This is a genomic window from Acinetobacter sp. B-6 (assembly GCF_056930735.1).
Genome location: NZ_JBXPBY010000004.1, coordinates 211,969 through 225,315, shown reverse-complemented (window position 1 = coordinate 225,315; position 13,347 = coordinate 211,969). Strand labels below are relative to the sequence as shown.

The 13,347-nt window shown below is 37.6% G+C and carries 12 protein-coding genes; 5 read left to right on the top strand and 7 right to left on the bottom strand.

Features of this window, described 5'->3' with window-relative positions; all coding sequences use genetic code 11:
• Positions 1-474: 474 nt before the first annotated feature.
• Entirely contained in the window at positions 475-2,277 is a 1,803-nt protein-coding gene (locus AC1Z3T_RS07165; RefSeq protein ID WP_483396549.1) for an ABC transporter ATP-binding protein, read from the bottom strand.
• A gap of 127 nt (positions 2,278-2,404) precedes the next feature.
• Between AC1Z3T_RS07165 and AC1Z3T_RS07160 the strand changes: the two genes are divergently transcribed.
• Complete coding sequence (locus tag AC1Z3T_RS07160; RefSeq protein ID WP_483396548.1) at positions 2,405-3,034, top strand: alpha-ketoglutarate-dependent dioxygenase AlkB family protein; 630 nt, start codon at positions 2,405-2,407, stop codon at positions 3,032-3,034.
• 44 nt (positions 3,035-3,078) lie between these two features.
• Here the strand turns inward: AC1Z3T_RS07160 and AC1Z3T_RS07155 are convergent, their stop codons facing one another.
• Positions 3,079-3,777 carry an NAD(P)H-dependent oxidoreductase gene (locus AC1Z3T_RS07155; protein WP_009584418.1) on the bottom strand — a complete coding sequence of 233 codons (699 nt, stop codon included), beginning with the start codon at positions 3,775-3,777 and terminating at the stop codon, positions 3,079-3,081.
• A gap of 319 nt (positions 3,778-4,096) precedes the next feature.
• A complete protein-coding gene (locus tag AC1Z3T_RS07150) occupies positions 4,097-4,900 on the bottom strand; it encodes an IclR family transcriptional regulator (protein ID WP_009584423.1) in 804 nt (267 codons plus the stop codon).
• Between the two features lie 496 nt (positions 4,901-5,396).
• On the opposite strand from AC1Z3T_RS07150, the gene AC1Z3T_RS07145 reads away from it, so the two are divergent.
• The 3 genes from AC1Z3T_RS07145 to AC1Z3T_RS07135 all read left to right on the top strand — a co-directional run bounded on the left by AC1Z3T_RS07145 (position 5,397) and on the right by AC1Z3T_RS07135 (position 8,769).
• The gene (locus AC1Z3T_RS07145) at positions 5,397-7,481 is read left to right on the top strand and encodes an FUSC family protein (RefSeq protein ID WP_100886091.1); all 2,085 of its coding nucleotides are present in this window, start codon (positions 5,397-5,399) and stop codon (positions 7,479-7,481) included.
• Between the two features lie 2 nt (positions 7,482-7,483).
• Positions 7,484-7,690, top strand: a complete 207-nt coding sequence (locus tag AC1Z3T_RS07140; protein ID WP_009584428.1) for a DUF1656 domain-containing protein — start codon at positions 7,484-7,486, stop codon at positions 7,688-7,690.
• A 68-nt stretch (positions 7,691-7,758) separates the two neighbouring features.
• Positions 7,759-8,769: an HlyD family secretion protein gene (locus tag AC1Z3T_RS07135; RefSeq protein ID WP_483396547.1), complete on the top strand. Its 1,011-nt coding sequence runs from the start codon at positions 7,759-7,761 to the stop codon at positions 8,767-8,769.
• Positions 8,770-8,824: 55 nt separating this feature from the next.
• On the opposite strand, the gene AC1Z3T_RS07130 is transcribed toward AC1Z3T_RS07135, so the two are convergent.
• The 4 genes from AC1Z3T_RS07130 to recN form a co-directional block, all read right to left on the bottom strand.
• Complete coding sequence (locus tag AC1Z3T_RS07130; RefSeq protein WP_046759917.1) at positions 8,825-9,538, bottom strand: SDR family NAD(P)-dependent oxidoreductase; 714 nt, start codon at positions 9,536-9,538, stop codon at positions 8,825-8,827.
• A 14-nt stretch (positions 9,539-9,552) separates the two neighbouring features.
• On the bottom strand, positions 9,553-9,996 hold the full coding sequence (gene ruvX / locus AC1Z3T_RS07125) for a Holliday junction resolvase RuvX (protein ID WP_483396546.1): 444 nt from the start codon (positions 9,994-9,996) through the stop codon (positions 9,553-9,555).
• Entirely contained in the window at positions 9,989-10,543 is a 555-nt protein-coding gene (locus tag AC1Z3T_RS07120; RefSeq protein WP_004826354.1) for a YqgE/AlgH family protein, read from the bottom strand. The genes ruvX and AC1Z3T_RS07120 overlap by 8 nt, the downstream gene beginning before the upstream one ends.
• Before the next feature lie 257 nt (positions 10,544-10,800).
• The gene (recN, locus tag AC1Z3T_RS07115) at positions 10,801-12,462 is read right to left on the bottom strand and encodes a DNA repair protein RecN (RefSeq protein ID WP_042088570.1); all 1,662 of its coding nucleotides are present in this window, start codon (positions 12,460-12,462) and stop codon (positions 10,801-10,803) included.
• Between the two features lie 527 nt (positions 12,463-12,989).
• Here recN and ppnP point away from each other — a divergent pair.
• Complete coding sequence (ppnP, locus tag AC1Z3T_RS07110) at positions 12,990-13,313, top strand: pyrimidine/purine nucleoside phosphorylase (RefSeq protein WP_004718357.1); 324 nt, start codon at positions 12,990-12,992, stop codon at positions 13,311-13,313.
• Positions 13,314-13,347: the final 34 nt, after the last annotated feature.

Sequence of the window (13,347 nt, the reverse complement as noted above, 5' to 3'; positions counted from 1 at the left end):
AATAGCTTTTCATTTCTCTTGATCAATAAAATGAAAGCGATCAATAGATTGTTTGATGATCTAAAGCTTGCACTGCCACGCTTTAGTGCTAAAGTTTAGGCGATGCCTCACTTTTCAGAGATGAAAAGTGACAAAAATCTTTCGTTGAGCGAGGGGTACATCCTCATACCCCCGCTCAACATGGCGACATTCATGTCGCCTCAAGATCGCAAGACCATCGATGATTCAAAAGTACAAAATAAATGAATCATCCAAATCACTTGTATGAATAATCAAGCGTTTTGGCTGTATCATCTTTCATCAAGGTTTTATCGAACTCAGGTTATCTTGTTCTATTTAGGGTTGAAGCTATTCAATCAAATCATTGTTTAATAACTGTATAACATAATGATAGAACGAGACTATTTTCATCATAGTGCGATTGAATACTGAATGTTTAAATACACTGATTTGAACAATAGTCCATCACTATCATTAGCTATGTGTTTCTTCTTCAGTATCATCTTCAAAAGTTTGAGCAATTTTTTCAATATTCAAACTTTTTGCCATGGCATCAAAAATTTCTTTATAAGTGCCATCTTGATGGTAAAGCTCATGATGTTCGCCATGCTCGACAATTTGTCCATCCTTCATGACATAAGTGTAGTCAGCATCAATAATTTGCGAAAGACTATGTGAAATCATGATCACCGTTCGACCTTGCTTGATTTCGTCCAGACTTTGTTTAATTTGTTCAGCCGCGATGGCATCTAAACTTGCTGTAGGTTCATCTAAAAAGATAATGGGTGGATTTTTAAGAAACATACGGGCAAGGGCAATACGTTGTTGCTGACCACCTGATAACAATAAAGCATCAGCTTCGTAAGCATGTGGCAGTTTTAAAATTTGTTCATGAATTGAGGCTTTTTTTGCAGCTTGTATCACTTCCTCATTACTGGACTGAGGTTTACCATAACGAATATTTTCTAAAATAGAACCCTGAAAAATATGGTTTTTTTGTAGCACTAAACCAATATGTTCACGGAGGTAGTGGGTGTCAATTTCTTCTAAATCAATCCCATCTAGTTTGATACAGCCTGCATTCGGAAGATAAAATTTATCTAATAAACTGATCAGGGTCGATTTTCCTGCGCCTGATAAGCCCACCAATGCAGTGATTTTATTAGGTTGTATGGTCATGTTGATATGATGCAAAGCCTGATAACCATTGGGATAGGTAAAATCGACATGTTCAAGTTCAAATTTGCCTAGAATTTTAGGTTGTCTTGAGCCACTGGCTTCGATCTCATTGTCCGCTTCTAAAATATTAAAGAAGCTTTCGGAGTAAATCATTGCCGAGTTAATTTCATCATAAATACGATGTAAAGAACGAATAGGTGCAGAGACATTATTAAACAACAACACGTGATACATGATCATACCGATACTCATTTGACCATCTAACACAAAATAGGCTGTTAAAATGATGATGAAAACCACACCCACTTGTTCAATAAAAGTTTTCAAACCATCAAAAAGATAGCTGGTTTGGCGGGTTTGCATTTGATTTTCGGTGAGTGATTTTTGTAGATTCAACTGTTTGGTTGACTCAACACTTTCTTTATTAAAGGATTTAATGACTGTAATCGAATTGATAATACTGAGAATGCCTTGATTCTTTTTTTCAAAATTATCGCGCAATGCACGCCGTTTACCAGACAGTTTTTGCGACTGTTTAAAGGTCAACCAGAAGTAAATAGGAACAATAATGGTAGCAACTAAACCGACCCAAAAATTGGCATAATACATTAAAGCCAAAGCGATAATTGCGCTGCTAAATAGCGGTAAAATATCAATAAAAAAGATCTGTACAAGACGAGTCAGTGAGCTGACTCCACGATCAATACGTGTTTGTAATTTCCCTGCTTGATTATTCTGTTGATCGAAAAAAGCCAGTCTATAGGTAATGAATTTCTCAATGATTCCTTGCGAAAGGTCTTGTGAAATTAAAATCCTTAGTTTTTCACCAAATGACTTTTGCCCGAATTGCACAATGGCATTGATGACCTCCTTTCCCAATAAAACAAGGGTGATGGTGATAATGATATGCCATCCATCCGCCAATCCTTGTCCTGCTTGAATCAGTTGATTGATACTGTCTACGGCATATTTAAGAGTCAGTGCATTGACCTGTGCAGTCAGTGAACCGACCAAGGTTAAAAATAAGGTCACGATGACGAGCCAGCGATAGGGACGTACAAAGGGGCGTAGTTTTAGAAATAATTGCCATAAGTTCATAAGTTTTTGCTTTTTAGATTTGCTTTTAGTCTAAAACTGAATAAATTTTGTCACAAGTACTTCATGTGTTTTGAATTGTGAAGCGCTAAAGTAAACTTTAAGTAGACATAAGTAAGATTGTTTGGTGATGAATTTAGAACTTTTTGAACCTGAAGCGAAAGATAATTTACTGCCTTGTGATGGGGAAGTGAAGGATTTTGGCTTGATCTTAGACCATGCACAGAGTCAAAAATATTTAGTTTATTTCTTAAAACATTTGGCTTGGCAGCACGATGAAGTGTATTTGCATGGGCAATATTATCAAACTGAGCGTAAAGTGGTGTGGTATGGCGATGATCATTATCAATATCATTATTCAGGCATGGCAAAACAGGCACATGTTTGGAATCCTGCCTTATTCCGACTAAAGCAACATATCGAGCAATTGACTGGGTATACTTATAATTCATGTCTTGCCAATTTATATGAAAATGGCACACAAGGCGTAGGTTGGCACAGTGATGATGAACCTTCTTTGGAGTCGCCAGAAAGAAATGTGGTGATTGCCTCACTGAGTTTTGGTGCAACACGAAAGTTTAGTTTCAAACACAAATGGAAAGCTGAAAAGGTAGATTTAAGCTTACAAAGTGGACAGTTGATCGTGATGCAAGGAAGGACACAACGTTATTGGAAACATATGCTCGCCAAATCTACACGTGTGGTGGAGCCACGGGTAAATTTGACTTTTCGCTATTTTTATCCAACTGAATCGCAGTAAAGATATTTACGAAATAATGGTTTTTTTATCTCAACGAATACTTGTTAAAGTGGATAAAGTTTGTCATCAAACTGTTCTAGTTTTGGAAATTCTAAAGCTTGTAACTGTTCTAAATTCTGCAAATGTTGCTGATATTGTTGTAATAATTGCTGGCGAGCTTCATTGGTAATATAGGGCACATGATAGGCAATAAATGGAGGTAGCACCTCAAATCCAACATAAGCCAATGTGCCACGCTGAATAGGAAGCAATAAATCGTCTATAGCGCCATGAATTGCGTTTTGCCCAAACATATGGTCACGACCACCGAGGGTAAAACTGAGCATTGCTTTTTTGCCTAACATACCACCACGATTATAAAAACGTTTACCACCGTAAAAAATACCTGAAACAAAGACTCGATCAATCCATCCTTTTAAAATGGCAGGTACAGAAGTCCAATACATGGGGAAACTGAAAATTAATAAATCTGCTTTTTGCACTTTTTCAATTTCAATTTGAATGTCTTGTGCAAGATCATGGGTTTTCGATGCGTGACGTTGTTCTAAAGCATAATTCAAATATTCTTGGTTGCTTCGACTATCAAAGTCTGCTTGAGATGCAACGGGATTAAAGTTCATTGCGTATAAGTCTGAAACTTCTACATGATGTCCTAAATTATGTAGTGTATCAACAGCATGATCTTTTAGTGCTGTTGTAAACGAAAGTGGTTCAGGGTGAGCGTGAACGATAAGAATATTCATAGCAGTCCTTGAAAAATAATGATGATTTTATTGTTTGATATTTGGATTATTTCTAAAAAAGCATGATTCGCCAATCACCTGAATTATTTTTTTTAGGTCATCAGGGTAAATCAAATTTTTAATACAAGTGGTCTAATCATAAATAAACCAGTACGCATAAAAAAAGCCTATGTTTAAGGGCATAGGCTTTCTTACTCTGAGGAGGCATTGTCTTCTAAAAAACAATGCCAAAATATCATGGATTACTGAAGAACATAATCATATTATGAGAATGTAAAAACATTATCAAGAGAGAAAAACATTACAAAATGTTAAATTATCAATTTATCCCTTCTTGTGGATGAAAGGCAGAAAGCTGATCATTGGCAGAAAGAGCCTGGTAACGTTTTTCGATTTGAGTGGCTGAATCTTGTAAGGTTTCAATCAGTTTTTGAGTATTGACGTATTCAAAACGATTTTTAGAGGCAAGTACAGTAAGCGCTAAAGGTGCTTCTTTGCTTGAGAATTTAACGGGAATAGACAGACCTGAAACATTAGGATCTAATTCACCTTGCGAAAAATAGAAGCCTTGTTTTTTGATTTTTTTCATTTTATTGATAAAGGTTTCAGCATTTTCAGCAAAATTGACCTCTGCCAGTTGGGTCGCAAAACGATTGTAATAGTCATGAATTTTTTGCTTAGGTAAATGGGCAATGATCACTTTGGGTGATGAACCCATAAATACTGGACGAGGACAACCACGCCCATAAGATAATAACGTTTCATCACGATAAACCTCATGATGAACATCGATACAGTAGTCATCATTTAAATGTGTCAACAGGCAACACAGTTCTGTACGTTCTGAGATTTCCTGCATAAATGGCTTACTGATACGCACCAATGGATCTGTCGTTCTAGAAATATAATCCATGACTGCAATTTTAGGACCCAGTGTATAGTCACCTGAGGTTCCATTTAAACGTTGCAAAATATCAGCCGACACTAATTCTTTCAAATAACGATAGCTGGTCGGTTTCGATAGACCAAGCTCTTCACAAATCACATCGACATTAATTACTGGGCGAGACACCGAAAATAAATCTAAGACGGTGAGAATTTTGCCAAAACTTGAAAGTGCCATTGATGACCTACTCAATAAGTGAGAATCAAAAAAATAAAAAATTAATGTTACTTTATAACAAATTGTTCAAGAAAAAACAGCCGAATTTGCAATGTAATTGCAAATGATTCTAGATTTATTACTTTAGTGCTAATTTTGAGAAAATGCACTACATTTAAGCAATGATTTAAACTATATTGTAGTTTATTATCAAAATAAGATATTTTTATTGACTTATTTGATGTTTTTTGAAAAAATTGTCTACATGAATATCCAATGACGAAATTTATCTATTGAAAAATAGTTTAAATTTTGAGCATAAATTTTCATTGTCAATTGAGTCTTTCTCTACTCAATGGTTGTACTGAGCAAAATCCTAAATTTGTTCCTCTATTCAGTTTTTATTCATCACACTGTTTATTTCTTTAAGCAGTGCGTTTTTTTGGTCGTGAATAAAACAAAAGATAAATCGTACAGCTCAAAAACCAACATTATTCAATCATCGTGAGCCGCAAACATGTTATTAATCAAACCACTATTGGCTTTTAGACCCAATAAACTGGATTGGATTTTTGCGACTAAAACATTTATTGCTGGCATGTTGGCGTTATATATTGCGTTTGAACTCAACCTCAGTTATCCCATTTGGGCGATTGGTACAGTTTTTGTGATTGCCAATCCGTATTCAGGAATGCTGGCATCTAAAAGTATTTATCGGATTTTAGGGACCTTGTTTGGGGCGATTTTTGCAATTGCCGTGATGCCTCATTTGGTCAATACGCCGTGGTTATTTACTTTTGTCTTGGCAGCTTGGGTAGGGTTGTGTCTTTATTTGTCTTTAATTGATCGCTCACCACGCAGTTATGTGGTGATGTTGGCAGGATATACCGCAGTTATTATCTGTTTTAACTCAATTTTTTACATCGATACCGTTTCAATTTTTGATATGGCAGTGGGGCGATTTTTAGAAATCTCCTTGGGTGTTGTGTGTAGTGCAGTTGTCTCAGCAACGATATTTCCCATGCATATTGGACCTGTTATTCAAATGCGTGTATCTAAAACCATGCAAGACACCAAACAGGCATTTGACTCTATTTTGTCAGATGCTCAACATTCTGAAAATTATACTCAGCTCTTGGCAAATATTACACGTGACACCACTGATATTCATACCATGGCGGTGCATTTAAGTTATGAAACATCTAAATTTAAAGGGATGACCAAGCCATTACAGGAACTATTGCATCAAGTGACGATGTTGGTGGCAAATTTGGTCGCGATGTCTGAAAGAATGAAACAGTTGGATCAAATTGATCTGAACTATCGTCCGTATTTGCAAAAGTTTCATCGTAATGTAGATGACTTTTTAGATAATGAACGTGTCATTCTTGAACATCAGCTAAAACATTTACCTGAGCATTTTGAATCCGATTTTCAAGCCATTGTTGATCATGCATCTCCTGAGCAACAGATTATTCTGGGCAGCTTGAAAATGGATATTCGTCATTTTATTCAAAATGTGCGTGCGGTGAAATTGATTTGGCAATGTATGCAACGGGGAGACAACACCTTACCAGAATCCATTACACCATTAACCACCACCTATCCAAGTTTACATCGTGATTACGGTGTTGCTGTTCGAGGTGGAATTTCCGCATTTCTCACCACCTTACTTGCTTGTACATTCTGGATTTTAAGCGGTTGGAAAATGGGCTTTATGTTGGCTGAGATGGCGGCAATTACTGCCTGTATTCTGACATTCATGGATGATCCTGTACCTGCATTAAAAATTTTTATTCGTGCCAGTGTTTATGCTGCATTTCTGGTTTTTATTTATGCTTATGGCATTTTTCCTCATGTGACCGCTTTTTGGGAATTAGCTATCGTATTGGCACCTTTCATTATGTTTTGTGTGATGTTGTATTTGCATCCACCTTTACATGCACTGGGTTTGCCGCTGATTATGAGTACTGTCATGGGATTGAATTTACAAAACCGCTATATGATGGATCAAGTCACCTTTTTCGATGCTTCAATTGCAACGGTGATTGGACCGATTATTTCAGTTTGTGTCATGCAAATGGTCCGTTCGATGTCACCTGAAATGACCGTAAAACGCATGTTGACCTTACACTATAAAGCGATGCGTGAAAGTATCACGATGCCTTATGGTACAGGCTTTAGAATTCATTTAAGAAGTATTCTCGATCGTATTGGTGTTTTAAATACCAAGCAGATTCAGTCAGAACAACTCAAAATAGAAATTAATAACGCATTAATTGAGTCAAGTGCTGCAATTGATTTAACCCGTTTACAAGAGCTGGTGCAAAAGCTTTCTCCAGAATCAGCAAGCACAAGATCGATTGTCAAATTACAAGATCTGCTTGAACGGTGGTGGACGGAGAAAAAGCATAGCCAACCTACCGATCATATAAAACAGCAATTGATCCAACAATTTGATCAAGTGATTGATGATGTGCAAGCCGTTGGTGATGAAGACATTCGACATCGTATTGAAATTTCAGTGAATAATATTCGAAGCAGTATGTGTCATATTCAACAGATTGAGCGACAGCCTTCTTTACCTTTACTTGGAGCATAAATATGGGTGAGCTAAATATTTATGGTGTTTATGTCCCAATATTTTTAATCCAAGCTGTGGTGGCTTTTTTGATTTGGAAAATTGTTTGTATTGGTACAGATCGCTTGGTTGAAAAAGAATGGATTGCATTGCCAGGCATCTTCAACATCTGTACCTATTTGATTTTATTGTGGTCAATACATTGGTTTTTTATTCAGATCACGACTTAGCGTCTATAGATTGTTGGTTTTAAAGTTTCAGGTTTTAAAAATTTAAGTTTAATGATTGGATTTGTGAAATGAAAACGTTTGATATACGTAAGGCTATACGCCCAATATTCTTAGCTATTGTAATCATTATTGCGATACTTTGCGCACGACATATTTGGAATTATTACAATGCTGAGCCATGGACACGAGATGGTCGTATTCGTGGAGATGTCATTCAAGTATCGTCCGATATTGCTGGATTAGTCACAGAGGTGATGGTTCAAGATAACCAAACGGTGAAAAAGGGACAGGTGTTATTTAAAATTGATGTGGCTCGTCAGGCTTTGGATGTTGAGCAGGCCAAATCCGATCTCGCCAAAGCACAATCTGGACTTGCTGAAGCGGAAGCTGCACTTGCTGAGGCAAAAGCCAATATTGTGAAGTCGAAAGCCAACATTAATCTTGCTGATAAAAATGCACGCCGATATTCGGATTTAATGGATGGTGCAATTTCTAAACAAGAGCAAGATCAAATGTTTGCGACACGAGATCAAACTCATGCTGAGCATCAACAACTTGAAGCTGCTGTGCAACAGGCAGAAGCCAGTATCAAGCAACAAAAAGCCTTGATTGAAGCTGCAAATAGTAGTGTGCACCTTGCTCAACTGAATTTACAACGTTCAGAGGTATTGGCGCCTGCGGATGGAACATTATCCAACTTCGATTTACGCGTCGGAAACTATGTCAAAGTTGGTCAAGCTGTTGCGGCCTTGTTAGATCGAAAACAATTGTATGTGGTTGGTTATTTTGAAGAAACCAAGCTTAATAAAATTCATTTGAATGATCCAGTAACTGTACAGTTAATGGGTGATTCCATCAAATATAAAGGGCATGTTCAAGGTATTGCATCTGGGATTGAAGACCGTGAGCGAACCACTTCTTCAGGATTGTTGGCGAATGTGAATCCAACGTTCAGTTGGGTACGTTTAGCACAGCGTGTTCCTGTTAAAATTGTTTTAGATGATGTTCCGCATGATTCATTGGCATTTGTTGCAGGGCGTACAGTGACAGTACATATTTTGGAAAAAGCTAAGAAATGATCAATTTCAGTCATTAAACTTTAAATTTTAAACCCATCAGATGATGGTTTTTTTTTTATAGATTCAAATCTGCCATTGCAGGCATATCGATTTCTTTTACACAACTTGCTTTGCTGGTTGATAATATAAATTGAATGGCAAGCACTACGTCTTGCAAAGGGATTAGTTGAGCATCACTCTGTAAAATTACTTCATCTATGGGGGTGCTGATATCAAATTCCGTGGCCAAATAACCTAAGTTTAAGATGCTAATCCCAATTTGATCTTTGCGTAATGTTTCACGTAAAGCATGTACAATCCCTCGTAAAGCAAATTTAGTGGCAGAGAATACCACTTCTTTTCCAGAATGGTTATCAAGTCCCCATGTGGAACCAATTAAGATGATTTTGGCATTTGCAGAAAGGCGTAAATTTTCTAGTAAGGACTGAATTGCCAAAATGCAGGATTGAATATTGGTCTGAACTAAATTGGAAATTTCTAAATCTGAACATTGTTCAAATGCATAATCTGTATCAAATGCTTTTTCTTCCCAAATACCGACATTGTAAATCAGATAGTCGACCGTTTGACGCTGGATTTGATGTTTAACAGTATCTCTTGCTTGTTCAGGTTGAGCAAGATCAGCACAAATCCAATGAAAATTTGGCAGATCTGATTCAGGTTTTGAACGAGAAACGCCAAAAACCTGATCTTGTCTTTGCGGAATTGTTTGTAAAAGGGCTTGCCCTAAGCCCTTACTGACACCATAAATTACAAAGGTCTTTGACATTTAAATGACTCAAATTATGGCGTAATCCCTTCAGGATTTCGATACCAGCTTTCGATAAATAATGCAGCTGCGATACTGTCAGCGGCTAATTTTTTTGCCCGACCCTGAGCTTGATAATGTTCAAGTTCATCTCGTGCTTCACGGGTGGTCAAACGTTCATCAACCATAACTGTTTCAATGTTGGTTTGATGGCGTAAGCGCCGTGCGAATTTACGTGCTCGGGTTGATAATTCAGATTCAGAATCATCCATATTGAGCGGCAAGCCGACCAAAAATAAATTTGGTTGGTGTTGTTTAACGATTTTTAACAGCTCATCCCAATTGGGGATGCCATCTTTCATCGGGAAAAGTGCAAGCGGTGTTGCACTTTCAATGAGAGATGAACCCACCGCCATGCCCATTTTTTGTGTACCAAAATCAAATGCAATAATGAGTTGCGGTGATTTTAAATCAGGCATGTCCAATCTCAGAAGCTAACCAAGTACGATCAATGCCTATTTTACGATAAGCTGCATCCCAACGGTCGGTATAAGGTAAATTAAATACCAGATCCATATCTGAGTCACAAATCAACCAATCTCCACGAGCAATTTCTTCTTCCAATTGATTTTTAGTCCAACTGGCATAACCCAAAGCAATTTGATAACGCCCGACACCTTCATTATGGGCAATCGCATCTAAAATATCTTTACTGGTGGTGATACAAAGATTTTCACCCACTGCAATTGAAGAATGCCAAGTCGGTTGTCCAGTATGCAGAACAAAGCCTGCTTCTGGGCGTAAAGGACCCCCTTGTAAAACTTCATGTGGATGGACATTATCTGCTGCGATGTCTAAGTCATTGAGCAATTCTTTGACTTGAATGCCAGAAGGGCGATTGATAATAATCCCTTGCGCTCCATCTCCATCATGACGGGCAATATAAATTACGGTATTCGCAAAGAAATCATCCGCAAGATCAGGAGGGGCGATTAGGCAACGATGAGAAAGATATTGTTTGGTCACCGATATGCAGCTCCTTGTCGAACTCAGGTTAAATATTTTAATTTTTGAGAAAATCTATAACTATATAAATAGCACAATTAATATCAATAGGTTGTGAATATTTCAAAAGCCTACAAAAACAGTGAGGTTTTGCAATGAGTTTGATGAAAAATTAATCAAAAAACATACTTTAAGTTAAATGCTTCTCAATTGAGGAGCATTTATATGGTCGCTCCAAATCATGATTGAAGTAGCAATAGAGACTATAAATGCATTTGTTACGAATGCTGGAATTTTAATTGTCGGAGTTGTTTGGCGTGTTGTAATGTGGTTTCACCAATTTCAATACCACCGGTCATGCGTGCCAACTCTAAAATTCGTTGCTCTTCTTCAAGTTCCACAATGGTACTGCTTGCAGGGTCAGTTTGGAGCTTTTTCACCAATAGATGTTGGTCTGATTGTGCTGCCACTTGAGCCTGATGGGTAATACAAAGAATCTGTACATGTTGACCTAAACCAGCCAATAGACGCCCAACAATTTCAGCAGTACCACCGCTTATACCGACATCAATTTCATCAAAAACCAAAACCTCAGCTTCGGTTTTTTCAGCATTCATCACTTGCATGACAAGTGCGATACGTGATAATTCACCTCCTGAAGCAACACGCGCGAGCGGTTGAGGAGGAATGCCTTTATTGGCTGTAAACAGCAGTTGGATAAAGCTTAATCCTTCCGCAGTAACAGGTTCTAAAGGTTCAAATTTAAACTCGAAATGCGCCTCAGGTAGTGCCAGCTGTTTAACTTGTTCAGTCAGTTGTTTGGCTAAAGGTTCAGCAGCTTGGCGACGGATTTGGTCTAAATACTGCGCTTTTTCTATAAAAGCTTGATGGGCGTGTTCAACTTGCTCTGCTAATGTCTCAGGGTCTTCAAGTTGATGTAATTGTTCTAATTCATTTTGCCAAGTTTCATATTGCTGTTTAAGCTCATCAGGCTGAATACGATATTTGCGTGCCAGACGATGGAAGACTTCGAGTTGCTTATTGAGTTCATCCATACGCTCAGGATCAAAGCTTTGACGATCTATAAACTGACGTAAATTGGCTGTTGCATCATCGATTTCACTTTGTGCATTAATCAAAGAGTTGTAGATTTCTGACAATTGCTCACTACGACCCGCATGCGATTCAAGACGACGAATAATAGATGAAATTTCTTGGGTAATATTCTGTTCTGACTCATCCAACACGTTTAAGCTGTATCCACAATCTTGCATGATGTGTTCGTGGTGACTTAAACGGTCAAATTCTTGTTCTATTTCTTTGTAGTCAACCCGAATCACATCCTCAAGCTCTTCGAGTTGCAGTTTTAAAGTATCAATACGTTGCAGGCGATTAGCTTGTGCATCTATAGCTGCTTGATGAATACGAATGTTTTTTTGCCATGTGCTATAGGCATCACGAACATCTTGAGCGGCTTGGTAAAAATTACTATAACGATCTAACCAGTGTTTGGGATAAGGTGGTTCCAAAAGTTGTTGTTGGCTATGCTGGCTATATAATTGTACCAACAAACGTCCTAGTTCTTTTAGTTCAGCAAGGCTACTTGGACGCCCGTTAATCCATGCTTTACTGCGACCTGTGGCAAAAATCACGCGTCTTAAATGAATTTCACCAGATTCATCATCTAATTCATGGGTGGTTAACCATACTGCTTCAGGACTTTCAGGTTGATAACTAAAAACTGCAGTAATATCTGCTTTCTCTGAACCATAACGCACATAATTGGTGTCCGTACGCTCACCTAGGCAGGCTGATAGTGCATCTAACAATAATGACTTACCTGCACCTGTTTCGCCTGTGAGGACATTGAAGCCTTTTTCAATATCAATGGCAAGATTATCCGCTAAAGCAAAATTGATCAGATTTAAGTGTGTCAGCATAAACGCATCCAAGCTGCGAACGGTGAAGTTCTAAGATAGTGAAGTTTTGTTTTAGTCACAAGTCAGAAAATATTCTAATGCGCATATTTTTAAGTATTTTAAATAGATTTAAGCTGAAAATAAAATGTCTTGAGTTTAAACAATCGATAGGCTATGTATAAAGCGAGTATTGAGGTGATATTTCTAAATAAACCTAAGCTTTATCCATCTATCCAATGATGACATTCATAATGCCTTAGAAGTGAGGGAGCCTCGAACAGTTAAGGATAAGTAGTAAATATCACAATTCTTCAATCACTTTATATCGAACGCAAATTGAGACTATAAATAGGCATATCCTTTGCTTGTATTAGAGTTGCGTTTTCAGGCTTTGCTTCAGTGAAGAGATGAACTGATGACGATTACCCATGTCAATTTGTAAAGGCGTGAAACCACCACAATAAAATCTTCGATTGATTAGTTTGTAGCACGACATTAAACTACATCGAACATAATTTTTATAAATGCGCATTATCTGGAGAATACGCATGTCAGCTCAGTACGATCACGTATCCGTAGTTAAAAAATCCAATGTATATTTTGGTGGTCTATGTATTAGTCACACTGTGCAATTTGAAGACGGAACAAAAAAGACTTTAGGCGTTATTCTTCCTACTGAGGAAGCTTTAACATTTGAAACACATGTCCCAGAGCGTATGGAAATTATTTCTGGTGAATGTCGTGTCAAGATTGCCGACAGCGAAGAAAGTGAGCTGTTCCGTGCCGGACAATCTTTTTATGTCCCTGGAAATAGCCGTTTTAAAATTGAAACAGATGATGTACTCGATTACGTTTGTCATTTGGAAGGCTAAACACTGTAACAATGCGAGTGTTTTGAAATTAAGC

What these genes read in the sequence shown, in the direction of transcription:
- AC1Z3T_RS07165 (WP_483396549.1), bottom strand. Translation starts at nt 2,277, where the DNA reads ATGAACTTATGGCAATTATTTCTAAAACTACGCCCCTTTGTACGTCCC.
- AC1Z3T_RS07160 (WP_483396548.1), top strand. Translation starts at nt 2,405, where the DNA reads ATGAATTTAGAACTTTTTGAACCTGAAGCGAAAGATAATTTACTGCCT.
- AC1Z3T_RS07155 (WP_009584418.1), bottom strand. Translation starts at nt 3,777, where the DNA reads ATGAATATTCTTATCGTTCACGCTCACCCTGAACCACTTTCGTTTACA.
- AC1Z3T_RS07150 (WP_009584423.1), bottom strand. Translation starts at nt 4,900, where the DNA reads ATGGCACTTTCAAGTTTTGGCAAAATTCTCACCGTCTTAGATTTATTT.
- AC1Z3T_RS07145 (WP_100886091.1), top strand. Translation starts at nt 5,397, where the DNA reads ATGTTATTAATCAAACCACTATTGGCTTTTAGACCCAATAAACTGGAT.
- AC1Z3T_RS07140 (WP_009584428.1), top strand. Translation starts at nt 7,484, where the DNA reads ATGGGTGAGCTAAATATTTATGGTGTTTATGTCCCAATATTTTTAATC.
- AC1Z3T_RS07135 (WP_483396547.1), top strand. Translation starts at nt 7,759, where the DNA reads ATGAAAACGTTTGATATACGTAAGGCTATACGCCCAATATTCTTAGCT.
- AC1Z3T_RS07130 (WP_046759917.1), bottom strand. Translation starts at nt 9,538, where the DNA reads ATGTCAAAGACCTTTGTAATTTATGGTGTCAGTAAGGGCTTAGGGCAA.
- ruvX (WP_483396546.1), bottom strand. Translation starts at nt 9,996, where the DNA reads ATGCCTGATTTAAAATCACCGCAACTCATTATTGCATTTGATTTTGGT.
- recN (WP_042088570.1), bottom strand. Translation starts at nt 12,462, where the DNA reads ATGCTGACACACTTAAATCTGATCAATTTTGCTTTAGCGGATAATCTT.
- ppnP (WP_004718357.1), top strand. Translation starts at nt 12,990, where the DNA reads ATGTCAGCTCAGTACGATCACGTATCCGTAGTTAAAAAATCCAATGTA.